Genomic DNA, 24491 nt, shown 5'->3' on the forward strand with positions numbered 1-24491 from the left:
CGCAGCGGAGGAGCAGCACGCGGAGATAGTTAAGGATCTGCCGTTGGATAGATTTTTCTTAAGAAATTATCAAGCGGCTATGCTCGGACCGAGATGAATTCAACCCCAAAGTCATTGAATTTCTACCGCTTTTCCATTAAGCTGACTCTAAGAGACAGGAATACGGGAGAAGGGGTCGCCGTAAATCATATGAATCTGGTTACAAAAATCATCTTGTTGATTACATTGCTGATGGCGGCCGTTATCGTGCTGTATACTTATGCCAATGAGCAAAGCATCGGGGTAGTGGAGGACCAGATCAATCTGGCGAATCAGGACCGGCTTGAGCATTTTATCAAGGAAATCGAGGATACGCTGGATCAGGTGTCGAAATACTCGAATATTCTAACCAAAGATTCCGATTTTGCCGAGCTGGCGGCGAATGCGCTTCCAGCCAACCGGTATGACTATTCGACTCTGGCGGAAGCGGTGGAAAGGAAACTCGGCCTATTCGGACTTTCCTCCGACTGGATGAGCCGCATCAATTTGTACTTTCCCGCCAGCGGCAGGGCGCTTTCTTCGCATACGGCGATTCAGTATGATGAAGCTTATTTGCGGGAGCGGATGACCAGTGAATGGAGATTTCGCGAGGTAAGCGTGAACGGGATCGAAAAGCGGGCGTTTTCCCGTTTTTTCGTCGAGCCTTACGCGGGAATATCCGATCTGAAGAAGGCTTCCATCATCGTAGAGGTGGATCTGATGGAAGATAATATCGTCGCTCTGCTGGACAGCTTCAAGACGAAGGGCAATAATGATCCTTTTCTATTCAAAGCCCCCGGCCAGTTTATCATGAACGGAAGCTCGAATGAGACGATGGCCAGGCAAATTACGGAGGCCTATGATTGGTCGGCGAGCAGCTCCGACAAAAAGCACGAGATGATTATACTGGATAATAAAAAATATTTGGTCTATTTCTTTACCTCTCCCAAAATCAACTGGACGTTGGTGGACTACGTGCCGCTGGAGGACATTTTGGCGCCGGTTACCCGCAGCCGGTATTTATTTTATGTGACTGCGGCGATGCTGCTTCTGGTGGGCGGCGTAGCGGTATTTCTGATGTATGTGCATCTGCAGATTCCGATCAAGCTGCTGACGGCCAGCGTACGGCAGCTGAAGCAGGGCCGTTTCTCCACCCGGGTGAAGCTGAATCCGAAGCAGGAGTTTCACGAGCTGAGCGTCCAGTTTAATGAGATGGCCGAGCAAATCCAGCATCTGGTCGAGAAGGTTTACTTCGAGGAAATCCGGGCCAAGGAGGCTGTGATGAAGCAGCTGCAATCCCAGATCAATCCGCATTTTCTGTACAACTGTCTGGCCTACATCATCAGCATGGCCAAAATGAAGCGCAGCGAGCCGGTAGTGTCAATGGCCTACAGTTTGGCCGATTATTATAAATATACCGCCCGGAATGTCACGATGACAACGACGCTCAAGGAAGAGCTGGACTTCGTCAGCTCGTACATCCGGATCATGAACGATCAGCTGAACAAAATCCGCTGCACGGTATCCGTCCCCCCGACGATGGAACGATTGGTCATCCCGCGGCTGCTGATTCAGCCGATTGTGGAGAATGCCATCATTCACGGCTTGGAAACCAAGCTGGAGAATGGCGAAATCCGCATTCATGCCGCTGAAGAGCAGGAGTACTATACCATCACGGTCGAGGATGACGGAAGCGGCTTGACAGATGACAAGCTGGAGCGGCTGAACGCCCAGCTAGCGGCGGAGGAAGCCCAGGGCGACAGCTTCGGGCTGTGGAACGTCAACCAGCGGCTGCGTTACCAATTCGGCAAGGAATCGGGACTGCGCATGGAGCCCTCGCCGCTCGGGGGCGTCCGGGCGCGTCTGCAATGGCGCAAGCAGTTACAAGTAGAAGGAGGTGGGGAGCATGCTGTCGATTCTGCTCGTGGATGATCATAAGCATCTGGTGGAAAGTATGGCGACGACAATCGATTGGCGGCAGCACGGGGTACAGCACGTGTATCAGGCGTATTCCGGCCACGAGGCGCTGGAGCGGATCGCCGGGCATGACATCCATGTGGTCGTTACCGATATCCGGATGCCGGTTATGTCGGGTCTGGAGCTGGTGGAGCAGGTGCGGGAGCGCTGGCCGCATATCGACTGCATTCTGTTGACCGGCTTCGCCGAATTCCAGTACGCGAAGCGGGCGATCGAGCTGCAGGCCGTCAGCTACCTGATTAAGCCTGTGCGCGATGAAGAACTGCTGAACGTCGTGCGTACGCTGGCGGACAAGCGCAGCCAACGTCTGCTTAAGGAAGCCGAGTTGGAGAGGGCGAAGGAAACTTTGGATCGGCAGCTGCCTCAGCTGAAGGCGGACTTGTTCGAAGCGCGGACGAGCACCGAGCAATCCGTGGCTGCGGAACGGGAGCGGATCGCCTACGATATTCACGATATATTCGGTCACACGCTGACGGCAACGCTGGTGCAGCTGGAAGCTGCGAAGCGTTTGTGGGCCATCGACGGAAGACGGGGGCTGGAGCGCCTGGAGCAGTCGCAAGAGCTGGTGCGCAAGGGGCTGCAGGATATCCGCGAGACCGTCTGGACGATCAGGCAGCCTGAGGCGCAAGGCAATCTGGAGTCGGAGCTCCTGCAGCTGATCGGCGAAGCCGAGCGGACGGCGGATATTACGATCAAGGCGAGTATCGAGCTCCCGGAGGCTGTCTTGGACCAAAGGCTGCGCCAAGTGCTGTACAGGGCGCTGCAGGAAGGGATTACGAACGGGGTCAGGCATGGGCGGGGCGGCTATTTTCAGTTCCGGCTGCAAGTGAAGGAAGACGAGCTCCGGTTTTCGTTATGGAATGACGGCAAGCCGTACGACGGACGCGCGCACGGCTTCGGCTTGACGGCGATGCAGGAGCGGCTGAAGCCGCTGGGAGGCGTGCTGACCTTATCCGCCAGCTCCGCTCCGAGCGGGACGCTGCTCCATATTCGAGTTCCGCTGGCCCGTCTCGGACAAAGGCAGGAGGGTAGGAAAGATGAGGGTTAAGCCAATACGTCTGATCGGTACGGCCGCATTGCTGGCTATACTCATCACGGGCTGCCGGGGAGAGAGCAGCGTGCAGGAGCAGCAGCCGACCGGGCAGCGGCCGCTCTTCGATCCCCCGGTAGTCATCACGACGGCCAAAGCGCTTCGGGACTTCGGCGCGCTCAGCGGGAGCGATACGACGGAAAATAATCCGATCACCCGCTGGGCGAAGGATCGTCTCGGAATCATACAGAAAAACAAATGGATCGTTACGGAACAAAACGAAGCGTTGACAACCCGGATCAAGCTGGCTTTATCCGAAGGGGAAGAGTTGCCGGATGTGCTGTTTCTAACCAATCACGATATCCCCGAGCTGCTCGAGAGTCTCGTGGATTCCGGTAAAATCATGGATATCGAGCAGGCCTTCGAAACGTATGCCCCGCCTCGAGTCAAGGAAGCCTATGAGAAAAATCCGGAGGTATGGAGAACGGTGATGGTGCATGGAAAGGCATGGGGCTTGCCGCAAATCTCCGACGGCGTCGTGGGTGATCCGATCTTATGGGTGCGGCAGGATTGGCTGGACAAGCTGAATCTGAAGCCGCCCGCCACCATCGAGGAATTGGAGCAAGTGCTGGACGCCTTCACTTACGGGGACCCTGACGGCAACGGGAAAGCCGATACGAGAGGATTGGCGCTTGCCGGTAAAAATACGCTGAACGGCTGGATGGGGGATGCGAGCTTTCTGTTCGGCGCCTACGGAGACCAGCCTTATCAGTGGAACCGGACCAAGGACGGCACGCTCTCTTACGGGTCGGTACAGCCGCAGGTCAAGCCGGCTTTGATCAAGTTGAACGACTGGTACGAAAAGGGCTATATCGATCCGGATTTCGGCACGCATGATGAAGACAAGGCGGCTTCGCTGGTTACCTCAGGCGTGGCCGGGATTATCTCGGGGCCTGGCTGGATGGGGGGCTGGCCGCTTGTCGAGACGGCGGCAGCCAATCCGGGGGCGGTGATGAAGCCGATTCCCTATCCGAGCGGCCCCGAAGGAAAGATTGGCCGGGTCGGTTCCAAGATGTCATACGGCAGCTATTTTTTCCGTGCGGGATTTACGCGCATGGATGCCGTGTTCGCTTATTGGGATGCAGTGTACGGTGCATTTATCGAAGATCCCGAGTCCGATTTCCGCTACGGCTTCGGGGAAGGGTACGATTATATCATGAAGGACGGCAAGCCGGTGTTCGATTTTCCCGGCTCCAATCATTCGATCTCCAGCTATCTGCTGTTCGGACCGGGCAGCACGCCGCCGCATGTGATACAGGGAGAAAGCCTGGAGAGCCGGGTATACCGGGGGCATGTGGAAACGCCCTATGAGCAGCGGCTCGCAGCGACGTCTTCCAAGCTGTATCTGGAGGGGCGAATTGTAGGCGCCAAGCAGACGGAGCATTCCCAGCGGGATCAGTTCGTAGGCCCCCATACCCGGACGATGGCGCTGAAATGGCCGCTGCTGAAAAAGCTGGAGAAGGAAACCTATTTGAAGATTGTGTACGGCAAAGCGAAGGCGGATGCGTTAGACGAGTTCGCTGAACAATGGTTTGCGCTCGGAGGAGCCGATATTACGCGCGAGGTTAACGAATGGGACCGGCAAAGCCCATAAATGTTTTTTTGAATCAGGGAAACGTTTTCAAAAAAAGCGTTGACAAATTGAAAACGGATACATATAATAAAAGTACAGTATGGTTTCTCTCCACTCCTATCCGAAAACTTGCACACTGTGCACCCGCCTGATTGATCAGGCGGTCTTTTTTTTTGCAGGAAATGGATAAACATGGTTCGACAAAGCAGGAGTTTTGACTCATCGTCTCGAATACTACGAGGGATGGAATAATTTCTAAAAAAATTTTAAGAAATACCGCAACTTTTTGCTCCTCCTCCGGTAAAATGGGATGTCGTCACAGGGAGCAAGCGGGAATCACAAGGAGGGTCGCCTAAGGCATGACCGATTCCCAGTTGATCCGAGAAATAAAGGACGGCAATGTACAGATGTACAATGAACTGATGCGCCGTTACGAACGTAAAATATTAGCTTTCATCTATCATATGCTCAAAAGCTCGCAGATGGAGTCGCTGGCCGAGGATCTGTGCAACGAAACGTTCTACAAGGCTTACCGCAGCCTGCATTCGTTCCGCGAGGTCGAGGCGACGTTCTCTACCTGGCTGTATACCATCGCTCGCAACACGGTGTTAAGCGAGCTGCGCAAGCATAAGAACGTGAAAGTATCGCTGGAGCAGAGCGGCTATACGCCGCAAACGGCATTGGAGGCGCAGCCGGAGCAGACGGCTCTTCGCAACGAGAAGGTGACCATGGTCCGGGAAGCGATCAATAATTTGCCGGAGAAGCAGCGGAGCGCGCTTATTTTGCGCGAATACGATCAGCTGGATTATCAGGAAATCGCGAATATATTGGGGCAGACTGTGAGCTCCGTCAAGTCCTTGCTGTTCAGAGCGAGGGCAAGCGTGAAGCTTCAGCTCGAGCCTTACCTGCTTGAACCGATTTTTGAGGAGTATGAGGGGATGAATCAACGATGACATGCGAACATATTCAGGAGAGGTTCGGGATTTATTGGGATCTGCCCGAAGAGGATCCGAGAAGGCGGGAGGTGGATGAGCATCTGATCCATTGCAGCGCCTGCGCCGAAGAGTTCGACATGTGGCAGGAGAGCACGATGCTTATTCGGGCCATCGCCGATAACGAGGAGCCTCTGCTGCCCAGCAAAGGAATGTCTTCCTCGGTCATGGATCGGATCTATCGGGACGAAGCCTGGAGAGTGCCAGTGACGGATCGGCTGTATCAGTTTTCGTCCAAGCTCAGACGCAATATGACGGCCGCGATCGCCGTTTGTATGATGGCATTTTTATTTACCTTCTGGATTTCGGTTAACTACAACCAGTCATTCGAAGCTGCGCTGCCTGAGTCTCCGGTCTTCGGACGGATCGGTGATCCGGTGGTAGCGGCATCCGGCAGCCAGGCCGAATCGCTGAACGTACACGCGATGCCGACGGCGGTAGCAAGCTTGAAGGGCTTTAACAAGCCGTTCACGTATCAGGTTGGGCCGATCCACAGCATGGGCGAGTATTTGCTGTTCCTCTCCTTGCTTGGACTTACCTGCACGCTGCTGATCATGAATTGGTTCTCACGAACAAGACATTAGAGTTACAAGCGGGAGGCAGCGGCTATGATCAGTATCGGATTTATCCGCCACGGAACGACGGAGTGGAATCTGGCGGGACGCATGCAGGGCCAGATGGATACGCCGCTGGCAGAGATCGGAAGACTTCAGGCCGACCGTCTCGCGGGCCGCCTCAAGGGAGAGAGCTGGGACGGCATTATAGCGAGCGATCTGCAGAGAGCCAAGGAAACGGCGCAGCGGATCGAGGCCGTAACCGGCATTCCTTTGCTGAAGGTTGACGCCCGGCTAAGGGAACGTTCCTTCGGTCTGATCGAAGGAACGACGCTCGAAGAAAGAATCGCCAGATGGGGCGAGCAGTGGAGAACGGCCGATGTCGGCATGGAGCCCGACGCGCTGCTGCTGCAGCGCTGGCAGTCATTTCTGGCGGATACGGAGCAGGAGCATCAGGGTGAGAGGCTGCTGATCGTCAGCCATGGCGGCTACATCGCTCCAGTTATCGAATCCATCCGCCGACAGGCGCTGGATACGCATCTGATGAACACATCGTTTACCGTTATGCAGCGGACGAGCGCGGGTTGGGAGTTTCAGCTGCTCAATTGCACCGCCCATCTGGCGCAGACGGATACCGATAAACAGGGAGCCCAGGCGCTCTGAACCGCATGAACGTTAAGCCTTCATGAACCTCGTGACGAGGAGCATGGCGGCTTTTTTTTGTCGGACGCACGTTTAAATTCTGAACAAATTCCCATACTGATTAGTAAGATTGAAATGCCTCCCGACCTCGGAAGGGAGCTGCGAAGGGAAGCGTCAAGCATGAATTTAGCCGATATGTTGAGCTACGCTGACATTCATGATCTGGGCCGGATTGCAGGAACCTATGAATGCGAATGCAACGGCCACTCCAAGCACGAGCTGATCCAATCCATCCTCTCCCGTGTCGGACGGCGCGATGTGCTGGACCGGTTCGTGGAGGAGCTGTCGATGGAAGATATCCGTTTTCTGAATTCGCTGCTGTTCGATCAAAGGGGATCCTTCAGTCTGGAGGAGCTGCTCGCCCGAGTCCGGCAAAGCCGCTTCGACCAGGACCAGGGAGAAGGACCGGCAGAGTGGAATCCGCGGGACATGATCGCGCGATTTAAACACCGCGGCTGGCTGTTCAACGGTTATTCCCAGCAAACCCGGTATTTGTTCGAAGTCCCCGCGGACCTGAGGCGAAGATTTGTTGCAGCGCTGGGCAAGCGCTTCGAGCAGACGCTTGTGCGAACGGACGAGCCGATTGCCTACCGGGATGAACAGAAGCTGCTTGCTGGCGATATTCTGGGATTCCTCCGCATTTTGCAGGGACAAGATATGATGCTGACGGGCGAGTCGGTCATGTACAAGCGGAATTTGCAGCAAATCCTAGACAGTCTGGCCGTCCGTGAGGAGCCTGTCGGCAAAACGGCATGGCGCTTCGGCTACGGCCGCATGTTCCGTGATTACCCGAACCGCTTTTCCTTCATCTATGATTACTGCTACTTCAATGATCTGATTACCGAGCATCACCAGGTGCTGGCGCTAACCGAAAAAGGCCGGGAAGCCGTCCGCGAGGAGCGCCGGGAAGACACGGTTCAACTATTTCGATTCTGGTTAAGGCTCTATAAAGGACCGGTTCCCGGCCTGCAGTCGATCGTGCACTGGCTGCAGAAGCTGGCTTCTTCCTGGGTTACGCTCAGCTCCGTCAGAAGCACGCTGGGGCCGCTGATCCGACCGTTCTATTACGATACCCCGGACTCGATCCTGGAGCAGCGCATCCTTCAGATGATGATGCATCTGGGATTGATCCGCATCGGGGAGGATGAACGGGAAGGCAGGGTGCTGCAGGTAACACGGCTGGGCGCAGGGATCATTGAGGGAACCTATGTGGCCGACAATGAGCAGATTGTGCTTCCGATTGACAACAAGTAGGCGGCTTGCTACAATCTCTCCGACAATTGAACCGGGGAGCGATGAACATGCTGCACAGCTATAATGGCAAGTATCCGCAGGTCCATCCGAGCGTATTTCTGGCAGCGGGCGTACAACTGATCGGTGATGTAGTTATTGAAGAAGGAGCCAGTATCTGGTACAACACGGTGCTGCGGGGCGATCTGGCTCCAATTCGCATCGGGAGGCGCTCCAACATTCAAGACGGCTGTATCGGGCATGTAAATACGGACCAGCCCCTGATCGTCGAATCCGAGGTATCAGTCGGACATGGGGCCATTATTCACGGCTGCCATATAGGCAAGGGTACATTAATCGGCATGGGGGCTATTGTACTTAACGGAGCCAAGATTGATGAATATGCTTTAATAGGGGCGGGGTCGCTAATTACCGAGAATCGCTCGGTGCCCTCCAATAGCTTGTGGCTCGGGTCGCCGGCCAAGCAGGTCCGAACGTTGACGGATGCGGATCTGGCCAGGATGAAACGGACGACGGAGAGCTATTGCGAGAAGGCCGAGGAGTATCGGAAGGGCCAAGAGTAACGCTCGCCTTGACGGAGAAAGATTCTCATATGACCCGGTTTGGAGGTAGGTACTCATGGGCAAAATGAACGTGACAAATGACATGATGCTGAGTTTGTTTGCTGAAATGGTGCTGGATGAAGCCGTTCGCAGCTACAGGGAAAAGCGGTTGTATCATGAAATCGATCAGGCTTTGGCTGCGGGAGACGAATCATCCTTTCTTGCCCTCACGACCGAACTCAATTTGCTGCGCTCCCAGGTCAAAGGATCTCTTCATACACAAGAAACGGGCCAGATAGAGAACAAATAATTGATAATTTGCTAAAAAGACATATGAGGACCATTCATATGTCTTTTTTTCTGTGTTAAAGTTAGAAGCGGAAAGAAGGTGAAACGGTGAAATTTAGTGAAATCGAAACGGCGGCCTGGCCCGAGCTGAAGCCTTATCTGGATACGGCGCTGATCCCGGTGACAGGCCTTGAGGGCTCCGAATCCCCTGTGGAGGCGGCGGATGCGCTCGAGGTGCTCAGAGATGTGCTGGATCTGATCGAAATTCCGTTCAAGGGAAGAACCGTCACATATCCGGCCATGCATTATACGGGCGGGGGACAAGCCGCGGCGGCGGCGCAGCTGCTTGTTCAGGACGCCTGCGCCCGGATGAAGCTTGCCGGCTTCCGCTATGTCGTGCTCGTTACCGCATCCCCGGACGATGCTCTGGAGGCCGGGCTGCGGGCGTCCGAAGCGGATCTGGTGCTCCGGCTGACGCGGGAGGACATGGCGAGACTTGGGGCGGATGCGAAGCGGTCGATTGCGGAAAGCCTGACGAAACTTTGGCTGGGCAGGGAATCCGTGTGAACCATGTATGATCTGTGCCAAGGGTGTTAATTCTATGTAGGAGCACGGTTTCGCGCTGCTGTGGGACAGTTGTGACAATTATGTTAAAACTGTTCTGAACCCCTTGTTTTCCACGGTGCGAAGTCTTGTCTCCATTCTTGACGCACCCAGTGACGTAGGCTATTATTAGTTATGTCCTAGTATCTGGTGTAAAGTTATGTCGAACGACTGATATATGTTGCAAAAGGGGGTAGAACGAGAATGAACGATCATACGAATCACGATTCGCCGCATCATGGCGAGAAGCCGGTGAAACGTCGGGAAATGTCCAGACGCCAGTTTCTTTCCTACACCCTTGGCGGAGCAGGAGCTTTCATGGGCGCGGGTATGCTTGTGCCTATGATTCGGTTTGCAGTGGACCCGGTCCTTCAGCCCAAGAAGCAAGCGGATTGGGTCAAGGTTGTGGAAGATTCCAAGATTACGAACGAACCGAAAGTGTTTAAGTTCAAGGTTCAGCAAGTCGACGGCTGGTATGCGAGCGAACCGGAGCTTGAGGCTTGGATTGCCAAAGGCAGCGACGGACAAGTGTTTGCTTTGAATCCGACCTGTAAGCATCTGGGCTGTACGGTTAACTGGAATTCGAATCCCGAGTTCAAGGATCAGTATTACTGTCCTTGTCACGGAGCGCATTACACGGTTGACGGCAAGCATCTGGCTGTTGCGAACGCACCGCTTGACCAGTATGAAGTCAAAGTGGAGCAAGGCTTCGTATATGTCGGCCAGCTTGGTCCGAACAAACGGGTGTAGAAAGGAGGCGTAGCATCAGATGATTAAAAGCATTTATAACTGGATCGATGAACGCCTGGATATCACGCCGCTGTGGAGAGATGTCGCGGATCATGAGGTGCCCGAGCACGTTAACCCCGCGCATCATTTTTCTGCGTTCGTGTACTGCTTCGGCGGCTTGACGTTCTTCATCACAGTTATTCAAATCCTGTCCGGTATGTTCCTGACGATGTATTATGTACCGGATATTATTAATGCCTATGCAAGCGTTGACTACTTGCAGCATAAGGTGGCATTCGGCGTTATCGTACGCGGTATGCATCACTGGGGCGCCAGTCTGGTTATCGTGATGATGTTCTTACATACGCTCCGCGTTTTCTTTACCGGTTCGTATAAAGCTCCGCGCGAGATGAACTGGGTAGTCGGCATGCTGATTTTCTTCGTTATGCTGGGTCTCGGGCTGACAGGCTATCTGCTGCCTTGGGACAATAAAGCATACTTTGCAACAAGCGTTACGCTCAAAATTGTTGAATCGGCACCGTACATCGGTCCGTATGCCAAGACGCTGCTGCAGGGCGGCGAGATCGTCGGGGCTCAGACGTTGACGAGATTCTTTGCCTTGCACGTGTTCTTCCTGCCGGGTGCGCTGCTTGCTCTGCTCGCCGGTCACTTTATCATGATCCGTAAGCAAGGGATTTCCGGTCCGCTCTAAGCCATACGCTTCCTAGGATCGCACGGACTTACCAAGCTGCTTAGGCAGGCTCATGAGAACACAAGAAGGAGGGGCGATACGTGGCTCACGGTCATAAATCTGACGAAAAAATCGTTTATGTTGGCGATTCCCGCGTTCAAGCGAAAAGCTCGAGAATGATCCCGCAGGACTTCTCGGCTTATCCGGGGAAATCGGAAGTATTTATTCCGAACTTCCTGCTGAAGGAATGGATGGTAGGGGTCGTCGTATTGATGGGAATTCTGGTGCTTGTTATGTCCGAAGCGGCGCCGCTGGGTTACCCGGCTGACCCGACGAACACCGAAATCATCCCGATGCCTGACTGGTACTTCCTGTTTATGTACCAGCTGCTCAAATATCCTTACACGTCCGGAAGCTGGGTCGTGCTCGGTACGGTAGGCGTTCCGGGAATTTTGTTCGGCGCCTTGCTGCTCGCTCCGTTCCTGGATACGGGCAAGGAAAGAAAATTCTACAAGCGTCCGATTGCCAGCACGCTGATGTTTCTGAGCTTGGCCGCGGTAACTTATTTGACGGTTTACTCCTGGCAGCATTACCAGCACGAGCTGGCTGCCAAAAACCTGATCCCGGAGCATATCAAGCGCGAGCAGGAGATGCACGCGTCCGGAGGCGAAGGCGGCGGAAGTCCGGTCAAGAAGCCGGCAGCTTCGCAGGCCGCCGCTATCGTGGCGCCTGATGATCCGGCAGCTTCGATCTACCAGAAGTCCACTTGCTTGCAATGCCACGGCGGAGATTTGAAGGGTATGCCTTCCGCTAAAATCCCGGCGCTGCGCGGCGTAGGCGACGGCCATGACAAAGCGGCCATTCTGGACATTATCAAAAATGGCAAAGGCAACATGCAGGCTCAGTACGACGCCAATATCGCCAAAGGCTTGACTGCCGATGATATCGACAAATTGGCTGACTGGCTTAGCAAACAGAAAAAGTAAACACAAAGCCTGACCGTCAGTTAACGGTCAGGCTTTTGTATACCACAAAGAAGGGGAGCTATAAGTTGGACGGTTGGCGCTTGTCCTATTTCGTAAGCCGCGCTTTTCTGGGCGGACGCTTGATGCTGCTTCTCATGCTCCTTGTTAACGTGCCGGGTACGGTCTACGGGTACATCTGGTACGGCAATCAGCTTGCTTTTACTTGGGAAGCATTCGGTCCCGCCTTGCTGCCGTTTGTACCGGACAGTCCGACGGCCAGTTTGTTCTTTTCCTTGTTCCTGCTGTATCTGCTGAAAGACATCGATGCCGGCCGCGGATTTGCCATTCCGCCCGAGCGGGTCGGCCTGGGCCGCGGTGTCGTCGAGGCATTCGCTTTAATCACGTCCTTTAAGTATGGAATCTGGGCTGTGGCCATGATCTGGGCCGGCGCGTGGCAGGGGGAGGCGGTAAGCGGTCAAGACTGGATGCTGACTTTGTCCCATCTGGGGATGGCGGCCGAAGCGCTGCTCTACGTCCGCTTCTACCGGTTCTCGCTTGGCGCGGTCGTGATCGTTGGCGCATGGTCGCTCTGGAATGATGCGATGGACTACGGAGTCGGCGTGTTTCCTTGGCTGGCCGAGGTGCTCCAGGATGATCTGACAACCATTCAATGGTTTACCGTCGGCCTTAGTCTGATTGGCATAGCAATCGCCACAGCCGTCTGGCTGATGCGTACGCGAAAGTAAAGACGCTAAGCGGTGAAACTCGCAAATTCGGTCTAAAGCGGACATCCCCTCCATAGGATTTATGTAGGAGGGGATGTCCATGAGCGGAAGATGGAGAAGGATAGGCATTGGAATTGGGTTGATGGTGATGCTCGTGCCATGGCTTGGAGGCTGCAGCCTGCTCAATAAGCAATCGTCAAGCGCTGAGCCGGAGCCGGCGATTAAGCGGGACGAGCAGCAGAAGCAGCATATCAAGCTGCTGAATGAGACCGCTGAAGAGCTGTACCAGCGGATGCAAAAAGGCGATGCGCAAGGCGGACTTGTCGTGCTGCAGCAGATCGGCGATCAAGTCACGCAAATCCCGTTCGAAGGCGTGACGACGGTGGAAGGCATGAATGCCTTGACGGAAACCGTCTCCGAGGCCAAGCGAGTGCTGGCGGCCGCGAAGTTCGATTCGGCGGCCGGGCAGGTAGCCGCCGCCAAGATCAGGCTGGCTGCCGATGCGCTGGCCCATACGAGCCAGCCGCTGTGGCTGCAGCTTTACAAGCCTCTCCAGGACGATCTGGACGCGATGGAGCTGGCCGCCAAAGCCAATGAGAGGCATACGCTGCAGGACAAGTTCCAGCATCTGGATCAGCATTATGCGGTGGTTCATCCGAGTCTTGTGATCAGCCGTCCGGCCGAGGATGTGGAGAAGATGGATTCGCTTCTCACATTTGTACGAGCCCAAATTTCCAGTCAGCAGGCCTCGACCCGCAATGTGCTCAATGCGGTGCCGCCCATGCGCCAAATGCTGGATAAGCTGTTTATGAAACGCGAAACGACGGCTTATCTGCCTTATCCCGAGCCGCAAAATCCTATCCTCTGGACGCTGGGACTCGGCTCATTCATTCTGGCCGCTCTGGGCTTCGCCGGTTGGAAGCTGTCGAAAAAAAACAATGGTCTCGTAGCCGTCAAGCGCGAAAAAAATAACGAATATAGGCAGAGCATTTAGCTGTTTTGTCACGATACAGGCTTAAAGCCTTCGCCGACAACATCGTGAACCTCCGTTATAATGACAAACGCACGGGGGTCGATGGCGTGGATAAGGTCTTTAAGCCTTTTGATTTCACTTAAAGCGACGACGCAATAAAGCACATCTTTCGGTTGCCCGGAGAAGGCGCCGACAGCCGGGAATAACGTGACTCCCCGGTCCAGCTCCGCTGTGATCGTTTCCGCCAAGCGGTGCGTATGGTCGGAGATCACGGTGAACGCTCTAGCCGCATAAGCGCCTTCGATCAGGATATCGATGATTTTGGCCGTTATGAAAACGACGACGAGCGTGTACATGATTTTTTCTTTCGGCAAAAAAAGGAGGGAGGCGCCAAGAACAACCGCGTCGGTCGCAAGAATAAGCCGGCCGACACTCCACCCCTTCTTCTTATGCAAGATCCGGGCCACGATATCCGACCCTCCCGTCGTCCCCCCATAACGAAATACGAGCCCCAAACCGATCCCCAAAGTGAGCCCCGCATAGGCGGACACAAGAAACGTATCGCTTTCTGTTCGGAAAGGTACGATAAGCCCGGCCCCTATCAGCCGCTCCATGATCCATAAAAAAGCGGCCAGCAGCAAGGTGCCGCAAATGGTGTAGAATATCGAAGCTTTGCCGAGCAGCCTCCAGCCGAGTACGAACAGCGGGATATTGATGACTAGTGTCGTGATGGAAGGGGGGATTCCCGCTATATAATGAAGCAGCAGCGCTACGCCGGTAATTCCGCCTTCCATCAGCTCGTTGGCTATGACGAAATAATGAAGGCCAAAGGCATAAATTGCCGTACCGACCATGATAGGAAGCAGATTCCGCAGCAGCTCCCCGTATCGTAAGCTCTTCAATGCAGTCCCTCCTTTATCCGTAGCATCTCCTGGTTTTGCAAAAAAAATTTGTCATGACGCCTTGGTTTGCGTTAACATGGAGTTGACGTTTCGCGGAAAACCGGGCAATGTCAGAACATGAACGCTAAGGCTGGTGAACAATACGGATATGGAGAAAGAACGCACGTTAAGGGATCTGCAGGATGAGGTCCATGCTTACATATCTCAATTTAAAGAGGGTTATTTCAGTCCGTTGTCCATGCTCGCGCGCATGACAGAAGAGGTCGGAGAGCTGGCCCGAGAGGTGAACCACCAGTTCGGGGAGAAGCCCAAGAAGGCCTCGGAGGAGGACAATTCAATCGAGCTTGAGCTCGGCGATATCTTATTCATCACGATCTGCTTCGCCAACTCGATGGGGATTGATCTGACGAAGGCGCATGACCAGGTCATGCATAAATTCCAGACCCGCGATGCGAATCGCTGGACGAAATTGAACACCGATTCGCAATAAGCGACATATGCTGTATCACACCTCTTACCGTACGGCCGTTCCGGCAGCCGGCTTTTTCTCCCGCAATTTTGTATAGAAAGGGGAGGACGGCATGGACGGGGAATTTGCGATTAAGAAAGCCTATGAGTCGATACTGCAGCATGACTTCGAGCAAGCGATCCGCTGGTTCGAGACCGCAATCGCGCTGAAGCCGGAGTGCGCTTCGTATCATTATAAGCTGTCGATTACGTATGCCCGCAGCAACAAGCTGCAGAAGGCTATTCACCACGCGGGTCAGGCTTCTGCGCTGGAGCCGCAGGATGAGCATTATTTCTTTCACCTGCAGCATCTGCAGGCGAAGGCGCTGCTCGTTCAAGCGGAGAAGCTGTTCGAGGAATCGGATGAGCGGCTATGGCTGGCTGTCTCGCTTGTCCAACAAGCGGTAGAGATGGACCCGCTGTCTCAGGAAGCATTCCTGCTGCTGGCCGTCGCGTATGCGCGCCTGGGTGAAATGCATTTGGCGATCCGGGCCGTTAAAGATTTGCTGAAGCTGGACCCGGATCATGCGATCGGCAGCCGGCTGCTCTCGGAATATGAGCTTAAGTGGAAAAAGGATATGCAGCGTCATTCAACAACGGGAGTGCAGAAGGAGAGGAAGCAGAAGGATGGAGCAGATGAAAATTAAAGTGGCGGTAGCCGGAGCAAGCGGCCGTATGGGGCGTGAGGTTGTAAAAATGGTATTGGCCGACCCGCTATTAGAGCTGGTGGCTGCAGTAGCCCAAACTGCCCGGCAAATCGATGCAGGCCGACTGGTCGGGATGGAGCCGTGCGGCGTCGAAGTGACAACTGATCTGGAATTGGCCCTTGTCGAGGCTAAGCCCGATGTTCTCGTCGACTTTACGACGCCGCAATCGGCTGTGGCCAACACAAGGCTTGCCATCAAGCATCAGGTTCGTCCGGTGATCGGCACGACGGGGTTCACGCCGCAGGATATCGAGGAGATGGACAAGCAGTGCAAAGCCGGCGGGATCGGCGGCCTTATCGCACCGAACTTCTCGATCGGCGCTATTCTCATGATGAAATTCGCAGCCCAGGCTGCTAAATATATGCCTCATGTGGAGATTATCGAGTATCACGGAGATCAGAAGCTGGACGCGCCTTCAGGAACGTCGGTCAAGACGGCCGAGATGATCTCCCAGGTCCGCGGCGAGCTGCGTCAGGGCAATCCCAAAGAGGAGGAGACCATCCAGGGCGCGCGGGGCGGGTATTACGACGGATTCCGCATACATAGCGTTCGTCTGCCCGGCGTGTTTGCGCAGCAGGAAGTCGTCTTCGGCGACTTCGGCCAGACGCTGAAGATCCGCCATGATTCCTACGAGCGGGCCGGATATATGCCGGGAGTGAATGTCGCCGTCAAGAAGGTCATGACCTACGAGGGACTGGTCTACGGCTTTGAGCATTTCATCGACTAAAGAGTGAGCTGAGCATAGAGGCGGCTGGATGCGGTGTCTGTCAGAACCGATCCGCTTGCCTCGTGTTTCCATACGGAAAGCAGGATATCCTAAGGAGGATTGCCGTTCATGGCTATGAACATCGCGCTAATCGCGCATGACCGCAAGAAGGACGAAATGGTCAATTTCGTTATTGCCTACGAGCATGTATTCGAACATCACAAGCTATATGCGACAGGCACGACCGGAACACGCATCATGGAGCAAACGAATCTTCAGGTGCATCGCTTTATGTCCGGGCCCCTTGGAGGCGACCAGCAGATCGGCGCGCTCGTAGCGACCAATGAGATGGATCTGATCATCTTCCTCCGGGATCCGCTGATGGCGCAGCCCCATGAGCCTGATATTATCGCGCTGCTGAGATTATGCGATGTGCAGGGCATCCCCTGCGCGACGAATATTGCAACCGGAGAAATTCTCGTTAAGGCGCTGGATCGCGGAGATTTCGCCTGGCGTGAGCTTGTACATAAGTATAAGCCGGGTGTGGAGGAATGACGCTCAAGCTCGATTTTCTCGTCTTCGGCGCTCATGCGGACGATGCGGAGATTGGCATGGGCGGGACGATAGCGAAGCATGCGAAAGCAGGCTGCCGGATCGGAGTCTGCGACCTTACGCTCGCTGAGATGTCGTCCAACGGCACGATAGAGCGCAGGCGGGCGGAGGCCGAAGAGGCGGCGCGCGCGCTCGGTCTCGCCTCGCGCAGCAACCTGGAGCTGCCGGACCGCGGACTGGTGTCCGACCCGGCCTTTATCCAGCGCATCGTTGCCGAAATCCGGCTCCACCGGCCACGCGTTGTCTTCGCGCCGTATTGGGAGGACCGCCATCCGGACCATACGGCGTGCAGCCGGCTTGTCCAGGAGGCGGTCTTCAATGCGAAGCTGCGCAAGTATATGCCTGAGCTGCCGGCGCATACGGTAGAAGAGACGTATTTTTATTTCATTAATGACACGGCGGAGCCGGACGTGATGATCGACGTCTCCTCGGTCTATGCTTCCAAGCAAGCTTCGCTGCGGGCTTATCGCTCGCAATTCGAGACATCCGGCGCGGATGTCGTGCGCACGCCGCTCAATCAAGGCTATCTGGAGCGGGTCGAAGCCCGCGATTCGTTGCTCGGACAAAAGCGTTCCGTAGCTTATGCAGAAGGTTTTATAACGAAATTGCCTTATATGCCTGTTCGCTTTCAATAAGACGGGCACAGGCCAAGCACGAGATTCCAATTCCGGAAGGAGGCAGCACCCATGGATCGGTTAAAAATCGGCATTACCTGTTATCCGACACTCGGAGGCTCCGGCGTCGTGGCGACCGAGCTTGGCAAGCTGCTGGCTGAGAAAGGACATCAGGTACACTTTATCACGCACAGCATGCCGTTCCGTCTTGGCAAATTCGACAAAAACATTTTCTATCACGAGGTCGAAGTCAACGACTATTACGTGTTTAAATACCCGCCCTATGACCTGTCGCTCGCCAGCAAGCTGGCCCAGGTGGTCAAGCAAGAAAAGCTCGACCTGCTCCATGTTCATTATGCGATCCCCCATGCCGTCTGCGCGCTGCTCGCCAAGCAGATGGTCGGAGACCAGCTTAAGGTCGTAACGACGCTGCACGGCACGGATATTACGGTGCTGGCGCAGGATGAATCGCTGAGCGATCTGATCCGGTACGCGATTAACGGCAGCGACGCGGTGACGGCCGTATCGGATGATTTGATCCGCGAGACGAGACAGCTGCTCGGAATTGAGAAGCCGATCGAGCTGGCGTATAACTTTGTCGACAAGCGGGTGTATTACCCGCGTGAAGTTACGGGCTTGCGCAAGGAGTTTGCCCATCCGGATGAAAAGATTTTGATTCATATCTCGAACTTTCGGCCGGTCAAGCGGGTTACCGATGTGGTTGAAATTTTCGATCAGGTCCGCAAGGAAGTGCCGGCTCGTCTGTTGTTCGTAGGGGAAGGCCCCGAGCTGTCCAAGGTGCTCTGCAAGGTCAAGGAGCGGGGGCTGCTGGACAGAGTCACCTTCTGCGGGAAGCAGGATGATGTGGCTCAGCTGCTCTCCCTTGCCGATCTTATGCTGCTTCCTTCGGAAAAGGAAAGCTTCGGGCTGGTGGCGCTGGAGGCCATGGCTTGCGGGGTGCCTACGATCGCCTCGAACGCAGGCGGCATCCCGGAGCTGATCACCCATGGCGAGACCGGCTATCTGGCCGAGATCGGCGATGTGGACCTCATGTCGCAGCTCGCGATCGCTTTGCTGAAAAATGAATCCGCTTATCAGACGATGAGGGAAGCCTGCCTGCACCGCGCGCGGTTCACCTTCTGCAATGACGTAATAACAAGGCAATATGAAGAGCTGTATTATCAAGTGCTGGGCCGCCCTGTTCCCCTTGAGCTTCGCGAGAAGCCCTTGCAGTGCTAGAGGACCCGACCAATGGCTGAATCAGGCCTGGAGAAGCAGCGGTTGCTGAAGGAGCATGCCTTGCAGATCGTCGCCAGACTCGGAGAGGCAGGCTATGAAGCTTATCTGGTCGGAGGCTGCGTGCGGGACGAATGGCTGAAGCGGCCGGTCAAGGACTATGATATTGCCACCTCGGCAGTGCCGGAGCGTGTCGTAGCCTTATTCGAGCGAACGGTACCGACCGGCCTCCAGCATGGGACCGTTACGGTGGTGCTCGGCAAGCAGCCGTTCGAAGTGACGACGTTCCGCAAGGAAGCCGGCTATGCGGACTATCGGCGTCCGCAGTCGGTTGAATATATCACCGAGCTGGAAGAGGATTTGCGCCGCCGCGACTTTACGATGAACGCAATGGCCATGGATGTGCGCGGTCAGATCGTGGACCCGTTCGGCGGCCGGGAGGACCTGGAACGGGGGCTCCTGCGCTGTGTCGGCTCGGCGGCCGAGCGCTTCTCGGAGGATGCGCTGCGCATGCTGCGCTGTATCCGGTTCGCGGCGGAGTATGGGCTCGAAGTGGAAGAGGAATCCTGGGCGGCGCTCACAAAATCGGCCCCGCTGCTGGCGCATATTGCCATGGAGCGGGTGCGCGCCGAGCTGGAGAGGATGATGGCCGGACGCGATCCGAACCGGGCGCTCCGGCTGCTGGCGGGCAGCAAGCTTCTGCGATACTCGAAAAGCCCACTGCTGTGGGGGCAGCTGTCCGGTCCCGAGGAGCCGTCCGCATGGCCCGGCCTGGACCCGTTGCCAGATGCGGAGCATCGCCTGGCATATGTTTACGGACGCTTGTCCGCCACGCCTCAGCAGTGCCAGGCAGACATGAAGCTGCTGACCTTCTCCGGGCGGCAGATCGGCTTTATGACGGCTATTCTGGCAGCGCGCGATTGGCTGGCGGAGCAGGGCCGGGCGGCCGAGGACGCCGGCTCCGCGCCGGAGCGTTCCGCCGCGCGCGTCCTCTGGCTGCGCGCGGCTGTCCGCTTCGGCAAGCCGGCCCTGGGCTCGCTGCTGCGGCTGCTGCGGCTGGACCCTTCTTTCGCTGCTGGCGCGGCTGAGCCGTTCGTCAATGCCTGGACGGGCAGCGGGGCCTCCTGGCTGGAGGGGATGCCGGTCGCCACGCTGGCCGGGCTGGCCGTGACCGGCCAGGATGTGCTGCACAGGCTGCAGCTGAGGGGCGGGCCCTGGACAGGCCAATTGCTTCATGATCTGCTGGAGAAGACGGCTGTGGGACTGCTGCCCAATGAGAAGGACGCTCTTCTGGATGCGGCGGAAGAGCTATATCACGAATACCGGGAGACGGACTAACCATGACTGACCGCTTAATCAAGCTGTTCGAGCAATCGGACGGCTTCGTATCGGGAGAGCAGCTTAGCGGACAACTGGGCGTGAGCCGCACGGCCGTCTGGAAGCAGATCGAGCGGCTGAAGCAGCAGGGCTATATCTTTGAGGCGGCGCCACGCAAAGGTTACCGTCTGGTGTCGGCTCCCGAGCCGTTTCCGCTGCCCGCTTTCATGGCAGCGCTTCGGACGGAGAGCTTCGGCAGGAAGCTTCATTATTACGAAGAAGTGGAATCGACCCAGGCGGTTGCCCAGCAGCTGGTGCAGGCGGGAGCCCGCGAGGGGACGCTGGTGCTTGCCGAAGAGCAGACGGCCGGCCGGGGGCGGCTCGGACGCAGCTGGCATTCCCCTAGGGGCAAGGGGCTGTGGTTCAGCGTTGTGCTGAAGCCGGAGTGGCTTAATTTGGCCCAGACCCCCCAGCTGACGCTGCTGACGGCCGTCGCCGTATGCCGGGCGGTTCGCTCCGTTACCTCTTTGGATGCAGGCATCAAGTGGCCCAATGATTTGCTCGTCGGCGGAAAAAAAATAGGCGGCATTTTGCTGGAAGCCAGCATTGAAAATGGAGCCCTGCTTCATGTGATCGCAGGCATCGGATTGAGCGTCAATCTGACGCATGAAGATTTTCCGCCGGAGCTGCTGGAGAAAGCAACCTCGCTGGCCATTGCGCGCGGCAGCCGGGTCGACCGGTCCGCGCTGCTGGCGGCCGTGCTCTCCGAATGGGAGCGGCTGTACAAGCTGTACCGCGAGGAAGGCTTCGCGCCGGTCAAGCTGCTCTGGGAGGCGCTGGCCGTATCGCTCGGCAGGCCGATCGTTTGTACGACGCCTCAAGGCCGGATAGAGGGGATCGCAGAACGAATCGACGAACAGGGAGCTTTGATTCTGAAGCTTGAGGACGGGTCTGCTCGAACCCTGTATTCGGGAGATATCGATTTCAAGTGACAACCGGGATCATTTTTGATAAAATGGTGTTTATACAGTAAAATTGCTTATTCGGCTTGACGGGCGGCATCCGGATTCGGAGCTGCACCTGATAGGCGAGCGGATCATAGCTTTAGCTTTACGAACCCAATAATTTTTTACGCAACATATGATATCGGATTCTGCTCTGAGCCCTAAGGGACCGAGACAGAAGGATCATAGGATGAATTTGTCATGTGAACCTTTCAGCTCTCGCGCCCGCGGGATCTGGAAGGTTTTTTGCTTATCCGCAACAATCCGGCTAGCAAGCGCAATACTAAGGCATACAACTATACGAAGAGAGCAGGTGGTGCTGCATGGAAACGCGCAAACCGATGACGACAGCCAAGCTGCGCAAAATGAAGGAAGATCGGACTCCGATCAGTGTAGTGACCGCTTATGACTATCCGTCCGCGATGCTGGCGGAGCAGGCCGGCGTGGATGTGCTGCTCGTGGGCGACTCGCTGGGCAATGTGGTGCTCGGTTATGACACGACGGTGCCGGTCACGATGGATGATATGGTGCATCATACCAAGGCGGTCACAAGGGCCGCCCGTACGAGCTTTGTCGTGGCCGATCTTCCATTTGCGACGTATCATGGAAGTCTTGACGCGACCTTGCGAAACGCCGCTCGGCTCATGCAGGAGGGGCTGGCCAAAGCGGTGAAGCTGGAAGGCGGGGCTGAGCTTGCCCCTACCGTTCGGGCGCTTACCGGCGCAGGCATTCCGGTGATGGCGCACCTGGGATTGACGCCGCAGTCGATCCATCAAATCGGCGGCTTCAAGGTGCAAGGCAAGACGAACGAGCAGGCTCAGCGGCTGCTGCAGGATGCCAAGCTGCTGGAGGAAGCGGGAGCTTTCGCGCTTGTGCTCGAGCTTGTTACCGATGAGCTGGCGCGCGAAGTAACCGGCCAGCTTGCAATCCCGACGATCGGCATCGGAGCCGGCGCATCCTGTGACGGGCAGGTGCTGGTGTTCCACGATCTGCTGGGTTATGCGGGAGAGGCGCACCCCAAGCGGATGGTGAAGGAATATGCGGCCGTCGGCGATATGATACGAAGTGCGCTGAAGCAATATGTGCAGGAAGTCAAAGACCGGCAGTTTCCAGCCGAACAGCATACATTCCACAGGCCGGAGGAAGTAGCCAGCCATCTATACGGAGGAGGACATTCCTGATGCAGGTTATTCATCGCATATCGGAGCTCAGAGCCTGTATACGCGCCGCAAGGGCAGGCAGAGAGGACTTTCGCGTCGGATTTGTTCCCACCATGGGCTTCCTGCATGAGGGCCACGCCTCGCTGCTCAAGGCGGCAAGGAAAGACTGCGATCTGGTCGTATTGAGTATTTTCGTCAATCCGCTGCAGTTTGGGCCCGGAGAGGACTTCGAAAGATACCCCCGCGACGAACAGCGGGATCTTGTTACAGCGGCTGAAGCGGGAGCGGACATCGTGTTTATGCCGCAGGTGGAGGATATGTACCCTTTGCCTACGCGGACAATCGTGTCCGTGGCGGAGGTGACCTCTCGCTTGTGCGGAGCGTCCCGCCCCGGCCACTTCGACGGCGTCGCTACTGTCGTAACGAAGCTTCTGAACATTGTGCAGCCGGACGACGCCTATTTTGGCATGAAGGATGCCCAGCAGGTGGCAGTGATCGAACAGATGGTGCTGGATCTGAATATGCCGGTGCGCATCCGCCCTTGCCCGATCGTCAGAGAGGCGGACGGCTTGGCCAAAAGCTCCCGCAACGTCTACCTGAATCCGGAGGAGCGCCGTCAGGCGGTCGTCTTGAGCGAGGCGCTGGGCGAGGCGGGTCCGCTTATTGAAGCGGCCGGGGACCGTTTGGCTCCTGAGGAGGCGGCCGCGCAGGTTCGCTCGAAGATTGAGCAGGCGCCGCTTGCCGTCATCGATTATGTGGAAGTGCTGGACTATCCGTCCTTGCAGCCTATTCATTCCTTTGCCGGGAGCAAGCGGGTCATCGTGGCCGTTGCCGTCAAGTTTGGACATACCCGGCTGATTGACAATATTGTGATTCCTATCCAATCCTGAGGAGGAAACTACTATGTTCCGCACTATGCTGAAAGCGAAAATCCACCGCGCCACCGTGACCGAGGCCAACTTGAATTATGTAGGCAGCATTACGATCGACCAGGATTTGCTCGATTCGGTAGATATGCTGCCCAATGAAAAAGTGCAGATCGTCAACAACAATAACGGAGCCCGGTTCGAAACCTACATCATTCCCGGCCCGCGCGGCTCGCGCGTCATCTGTCTGAACGGCGCTGCAGCGCGCATGGTGCAGCCCGGCGACAAGGTGATCATCCTCTCTTATGCGATGATGACGGACGAAGAAGCGCGGCGCCATGTTCCGAATATCGCCATCATGGGGGATGACAATGAAATTGTCAGCATCCTGAAAGAAGAAATTCATTCCACCGTGCTGTAAGCCGCATGAAACCGGACGGGGAGACGCACAATGAAGATACCTCATACCAAGCGAGCAAAGGCGGGATGTGCGTATGTTCAAGCATCTGTTTGCTTCGATGAACGATATGCTGGATGAAGTGCTGTCGGAATACCCTGCCTCAACCGGACGCAAGCGCAAGCAGCTGATGGATAAGCTCAAGTCGCTTAAAGCGATGAGCGACGAATGCATTGAGGATTGGCTGTTGTTTGAAGAAAAGCTGGGCCGTACGATGCAGGAGACCGGCATCGCTCCCCGGCCGGAGGCCGGCAAGCCCCAGACGGAGTTCGCCGAGCAGCGCTCGGATCAATTTATACGCGCTCAAGGCTATTATAAGCTTCATATGTATAAAGAAGCCGCCTGCCAGTTCTCCGAGCTGCTCCGCCGGCAGCCTGATCTAACACTGGCTCGGGTATACCTCGCGATGTCTTATCTGCATCAAGGGCTGAGGGAGGACAGCTACTCGCAGTTTCACCTGCTGTCTCAGCTGACGGAGCACGTGCAGCTTAAGGCGATCTCGCTAAACGCCATGGGCTGCATCCAGGTTCAGCAAAACAATCTGGATAAAGCCTGCGAATTGTTCGCCCAGGCTTACCGCACCGATCCGGCCAGCGTGGAGCCGCTGCTCGATATGGGCATATGCGCGGACAAACAAGGCGGCTTGCAGTTTAATTGGATAGGCACGCGAACCCCCGGCCCGCCGCTGTAGAGCTTGTCTGCAGCGGCTTCCTGGGCTCTTTGGCTATTC

28 protein-coding genes are annotated in these 24491 nt (G+C 56.0%); 27 read left to right on the top strand and 1 reads right to left on the bottom strand.

The window, feature by feature from the left end:
• Positions 1-189: 189 nt before the first annotated feature.
• The 15 genes from BLR08_RS04660 (at position 190) to BLR08_RS04730 (ending at position 13694) form a co-directional block, all read left to right on the top strand.
• On the top strand, positions 190-1950 hold the full coding sequence (locus BLR08_RS04660; protein WP_072327655.1) for a sensor histidine kinase: 1761 nt from the start codon (positions 190-192) through the stop codon (positions 1948-1950).
• The gene (locus BLR08_RS04665) at positions 1925-3043 is read left to right on the top strand and encodes a response regulator (protein WP_072327654.1); all 1119 of its coding nucleotides are present in this window, start codon (positions 1925-1927) and stop codon (positions 3041-3043) included. The genes BLR08_RS04660 and BLR08_RS04665 overlap by 26 nt, the downstream gene beginning before the upstream one ends.
• Positions 3033-4679 carry an extracellular solute-binding protein gene (locus BLR08_RS04670; protein ID WP_072327653.1) on the top strand — a complete coding sequence of 549 codons (1647 nt, stop codon included), beginning with the start codon at positions 3033-3035 and terminating at the stop codon, positions 4677-4679. Before BLR08_RS04665 ends, BLR08_RS04670 begins: the two co-directional genes overlap by 11 nt.
• Positions 4680-5017: 338 nt before the next feature.
• Positions 5018-5611, top strand: coding sequence for an RNA polymerase sigma factor (locus BLR08_RS04675; protein ID WP_072327652.1), 594 nt, complete (start codon positions 5018-5020; stop codon positions 5609-5611).
• The gene (locus tag BLR08_RS04680; RefSeq protein ID WP_072327651.1) at positions 5608-6234 is read left to right on the top strand and encodes an anti-sigma factor family protein; all 627 of its coding nucleotides are present in this window, start codon (positions 5608-5610) and stop codon (positions 6232-6234) included. The genes BLR08_RS04675 and BLR08_RS04680 overlap by 4 nt, the downstream gene beginning before the upstream one ends.
• Positions 6235-6258: 24 nt before the next feature.
• Positions 6259-6867, top strand: a complete 609-nt coding sequence (locus tag BLR08_RS04685; protein WP_072327650.1) for a histidine phosphatase family protein — start codon at positions 6259-6261, stop codon at positions 6865-6867.
• A gap of 159 nt (positions 6868-7026) precedes the next feature.
• Positions 7027-8160, top strand: coding sequence for a hypothetical protein (locus BLR08_RS04690; protein WP_072327649.1), 1134 nt, complete (start codon positions 7027-7029; stop codon positions 8158-8160).
• 47 nt (positions 8161-8207) lie between these two features.
• Positions 8208-8720: a gamma carbonic anhydrase family protein gene (locus BLR08_RS04695; protein ID WP_072327648.1), complete on the top strand. Its 513-nt coding sequence runs from the start codon at positions 8208-8210 to the stop codon at positions 8718-8720.
• A gap of 55 nt (positions 8721-8775) precedes the next feature.
• Complete coding sequence (locus tag BLR08_RS04700) at positions 8776-9009, top strand: IDEAL domain-containing protein (protein WP_072327647.1); 234 nt, start codon at positions 8776-8778, stop codon at positions 9007-9009.
• A gap of 86 nt (positions 9010-9095) precedes the next feature.
• Positions 9096-9554, top strand: coding sequence for a DUF2487 family protein (locus BLR08_RS04705; RefSeq protein WP_072327646.1), 459 nt, complete (start codon positions 9096-9098; stop codon positions 9552-9554).
• Between the two features lie 240 nt (positions 9555-9794).
• A complete protein-coding gene (locus BLR08_RS04710; protein ID WP_072327645.1) occupies positions 9795-10340 on the top strand; it encodes a QcrA and Rieske domain-containing protein in 546 nt (181 codons plus the stop codon).
• A 19-nt stretch (positions 10341-10359) separates the two neighbouring features.
• On the top strand, positions 10360-11031 hold the full coding sequence (gene qcrB / locus BLR08_RS04715; protein ID WP_072327644.1) for a menaquinol-cytochrome c reductase cytochrome b subunit: 672 nt from the start codon (positions 10360-10362) through the stop codon (positions 11029-11031).
• 80 nt (positions 11032-11111) lie between these two features.
• Positions 11112-11996, top strand: coding sequence for a menaquinol-cytochrome c reductase cytochrome b/c subunit (locus BLR08_RS04720; protein ID WP_072327643.1), 885 nt, complete (start codon positions 11112-11114; stop codon positions 11994-11996).
• A 65-nt stretch (positions 11997-12061) separates the two neighbouring features.
• Positions 12062-12721, top strand: coding sequence for a DUF1405 domain-containing protein (locus BLR08_RS04725; RefSeq protein ID WP_256257350.1), 660 nt, complete (start codon positions 12062-12064; stop codon positions 12719-12721).
• A gap of 79 nt (positions 12722-12800) precedes the next feature.
• A complete protein-coding gene (locus BLR08_RS04730; RefSeq protein ID WP_090585894.1) occupies positions 12801-13694 on the top strand; it encodes a sporulation protein YpjB in 894 nt (297 codons plus the stop codon).
• 8 nt (positions 13695-13702) lie between these two features.
• Here BLR08_RS04730 and BLR08_RS04735 read toward each other — a convergent pair whose 3' ends face one another.
• Positions 13703-14575 carry a YitT family protein gene (locus BLR08_RS04735; protein WP_371117099.1) on the bottom strand — a complete coding sequence of 291 codons (873 nt, stop codon included), beginning with the start codon at positions 14573-14575 and terminating at the stop codon, positions 13703-13705.
• A gap of 148 nt (positions 14576-14723) precedes the next feature.
• On the opposite strand from BLR08_RS04735, the gene BLR08_RS04740 reads away from it, so the two are divergent.
• The 12 genes from BLR08_RS04740 to BLR08_RS04795 all read left to right on the top strand — a co-directional run bounded on the left by BLR08_RS04740 (position 14724) and on the right by BLR08_RS04795 (position 24452).
• Positions 14724-15065: a nucleotide pyrophosphohydrolase gene (locus BLR08_RS04740; protein ID WP_072327803.1), complete on the top strand. Its 342-nt coding sequence runs from the start codon at positions 14724-14726 to the stop codon at positions 15063-15065.
• A gap of 91 nt (positions 15066-15156) precedes the next feature.
• Positions 15157-15729, top strand: a complete 573-nt coding sequence (locus BLR08_RS04745) for a tetratricopeptide repeat protein (RefSeq protein WP_072327641.1) — start codon at positions 15157-15159, stop codon at positions 15727-15729.
• Positions 15710-16516, top strand: coding sequence for a 4-hydroxy-tetrahydrodipicolinate reductase (dapB, locus tag BLR08_RS04750; protein WP_072327640.1), 807 nt, complete (start codon positions 15710-15712; stop codon positions 16514-16516). The genes BLR08_RS04745 and dapB overlap by 20 nt, the downstream gene beginning before the upstream one ends.
• 114 nt (positions 16517-16630) lie before the next feature.
• A complete protein-coding gene (locus tag BLR08_RS04755; protein ID WP_176835438.1) occupies positions 16631-17050 on the top strand; it encodes a methylglyoxal synthase in 420 nt (139 codons plus the stop codon).
• On the top strand, positions 17047-17742 hold the full coding sequence (bshB1, locus tag BLR08_RS04760) for a bacillithiol biosynthesis deacetylase BshB1 (RefSeq protein WP_072327638.1): 696 nt from the start codon (positions 17047-17049) through the stop codon (positions 17740-17742). The genes BLR08_RS04755 and bshB1 overlap by 4 nt, the downstream gene beginning before the upstream one ends.
• Positions 17743-17793: 51 nt before the next feature.
• Complete coding sequence (bshA, locus tag BLR08_RS04765; RefSeq protein WP_072327637.1) at positions 17794-18960, top strand: N-acetyl-alpha-D-glucosaminyl L-malate synthase BshA; 1167 nt, start codon at positions 17794-17796, stop codon at positions 18958-18960.
• Positions 18961-18972: 12 nt separating this feature from the next.
• Positions 18973-20295, top strand: coding sequence for a CCA tRNA nucleotidyltransferase (locus BLR08_RS04770; RefSeq protein WP_072327636.1), 1323 nt, complete (start codon positions 18973-18975; stop codon positions 20293-20295).
• A 2-nt stretch (positions 20296-20297) separates the two neighbouring features.
• The gene (locus tag BLR08_RS04775) at positions 20298-21266 is read left to right on the top strand and encodes a biotin--[acetyl-CoA-carboxylase] ligase (protein WP_072327635.1); all 969 of its coding nucleotides are present in this window, start codon (positions 20298-20300) and stop codon (positions 21264-21266) included.
• Between the two features lie 335 nt (positions 21267-21601).
• A complete protein-coding gene (panB, locus tag BLR08_RS04780) occupies positions 21602-22459 on the top strand; it encodes a 3-methyl-2-oxobutanoate hydroxymethyltransferase (RefSeq protein ID WP_072327634.1) in 858 nt (285 codons plus the stop codon).
• Positions 22459-23328: a pantoate--beta-alanine ligase gene (gene panC, locus BLR08_RS04785; RefSeq protein WP_072327633.1), complete on the top strand. Its 870-nt coding sequence runs from the start codon at positions 22459-22461 to the stop codon at positions 23326-23328. Before panB ends, panC begins: the two co-directional genes overlap by 1 nt.
• Positions 23329-23341: 13 nt before the next feature.
• Entirely contained in the window at positions 23342-23725 is a 384-nt protein-coding gene (gene panD / locus BLR08_RS04790; RefSeq protein WP_072327632.1) for an aspartate 1-decarboxylase, read from the top strand.
• Between the two features lie 73 nt (positions 23726-23798).
• Positions 23799-24452 carry a tetratricopeptide repeat protein gene (locus tag BLR08_RS04795; protein WP_072327631.1) on the top strand — a complete coding sequence of 218 codons (654 nt, stop codon included), beginning with the start codon at positions 23799-23801 and terminating at the stop codon, positions 24450-24452.
• The last annotated feature ends 39 nt before the right edge of the window (positions 24453-24491 follow it).

Source organism: Paenibacillus sp. cl123, assembly GCF_900101595.1.
Classification (GTDB): Bacteria; Bacillota; Bacilli; order Paenibacillales; family NBRC-103111; genus Paenibacillus_G.

Coding starts and splice junctions, on each gene's coding strand:
- BLR08_RS04660 (WP_072327655.1), top strand. CDS start 190: ATGAATCTGGTTACAAAAATCATCTTGTTGATTACATTGCTGATGGCG.
- BLR08_RS04665 (WP_072327654.1), top strand. CDS start 1,925: ATGCTGTCGATTCTGCTCGTGGATGATCATAAGCATCTGGTGGAAAGT.
- BLR08_RS04670 (WP_072327653.1), top strand. CDS start 3,033: ATGAGGGTTAAGCCAATACGTCTGATCGGTACGGCCGCATTGCTGGCT.
- BLR08_RS04675 (WP_072327652.1), top strand. CDS start 5,018: ATGACCGATTCCCAGTTGATCCGAGAAATAAAGGACGGCAATGTACAG.
- BLR08_RS04680 (WP_072327651.1), top strand. CDS start 5,608: ATGACATGCGAACATATTCAGGAGAGGTTCGGGATTTATTGGGATCTG.
- BLR08_RS04685 (WP_072327650.1), top strand. CDS start 6,259: ATGATCAGTATCGGATTTATCCGCCACGGAACGACGGAGTGGAATCTG.
- BLR08_RS04690 (WP_072327649.1), top strand. CDS start 7,027: ATGAATTTAGCCGATATGTTGAGCTACGCTGACATTCATGATCTGGGC.
- BLR08_RS04695 (WP_072327648.1), top strand. CDS start 8,208: ATGCTGCACAGCTATAATGGCAAGTATCCGCAGGTCCATCCGAGCGTA.
- BLR08_RS04700 (WP_072327647.1), top strand. CDS start 8,776: ATGGGCAAAATGAACGTGACAAATGACATGATGCTGAGTTTGTTTGCT.
- BLR08_RS04710 (WP_072327645.1), top strand. CDS start 9,795: ATGAACGATCATACGAATCACGATTCGCCGCATCATGGCGAGAAGCCG.
- qcrB (WP_072327644.1), top strand. CDS start 10,360: ATGATTAAAAGCATTTATAACTGGATCGATGAACGCCTGGATATCACG.
- BLR08_RS04730 (WP_090585894.1), top strand. CDS start 12,801: ATGAGCGGAAGATGGAGAAGGATAGGCATTGGAATTGGGTTGATGGTG.
- BLR08_RS04740 (WP_072327803.1), top strand. CDS start 14,724: ATGGAGAAAGAACGCACGTTAAGGGATCTGCAGGATGAGGTCCATGCT.
- BLR08_RS04745 (WP_072327641.1), top strand. CDS start 15,157: ATGGACGGGGAATTTGCGATTAAGAAAGCCTATGAGTCGATACTGCAG.
- dapB (WP_072327640.1), top strand. CDS start 15,710: ATGGAGCAGATGAAAATTAAAGTGGCGGTAGCCGGAGCAAGCGGCCGT.
- BLR08_RS04755 (WP_176835438.1), top strand. CDS start 16,631: ATGAACATCGCGCTAATCGCGCATGACCGCAAGAAGGACGAAATGGTC.
- bshB1 (WP_072327638.1), top strand. CDS start 17,047: ATGACGCTCAAGCTCGATTTTCTCGTCTTCGGCGCTCATGCGGACGAT.
- bshA (WP_072327637.1), top strand. CDS start 17,794: ATGGATCGGTTAAAAATCGGCATTACCTGTTATCCGACACTCGGAGGC.
- BLR08_RS04770 (WP_072327636.1), top strand. CDS start 18,973: ATGGCTGAATCAGGCCTGGAGAAGCAGCGGTTGCTGAAGGAGCATGCC.
- BLR08_RS04775 (WP_072327635.1), top strand. CDS start 20,298: ATGACTGACCGCTTAATCAAGCTGTTCGAGCAATCGGACGGCTTCGTA.
- panB (WP_072327634.1), top strand. CDS start 21,602: ATGGAAACGCGCAAACCGATGACGACAGCCAAGCTGCGCAAAATGAAG.
- panC (WP_072327633.1), top strand. CDS start 22,459: ATGCAGGTTATTCATCGCATATCGGAGCTCAGAGCCTGTATACGCGCC.
- panD (WP_072327632.1), top strand. CDS start 23,342: ATGTTCCGCACTATGCTGAAAGCGAAAATCCACCGCGCCACCGTGACC.
- BLR08_RS04795 (WP_072327631.1), top strand. CDS start 23,799: ATGTTCAAGCATCTGTTTGCTTCGATGAACGATATGCTGGATGAAGTG.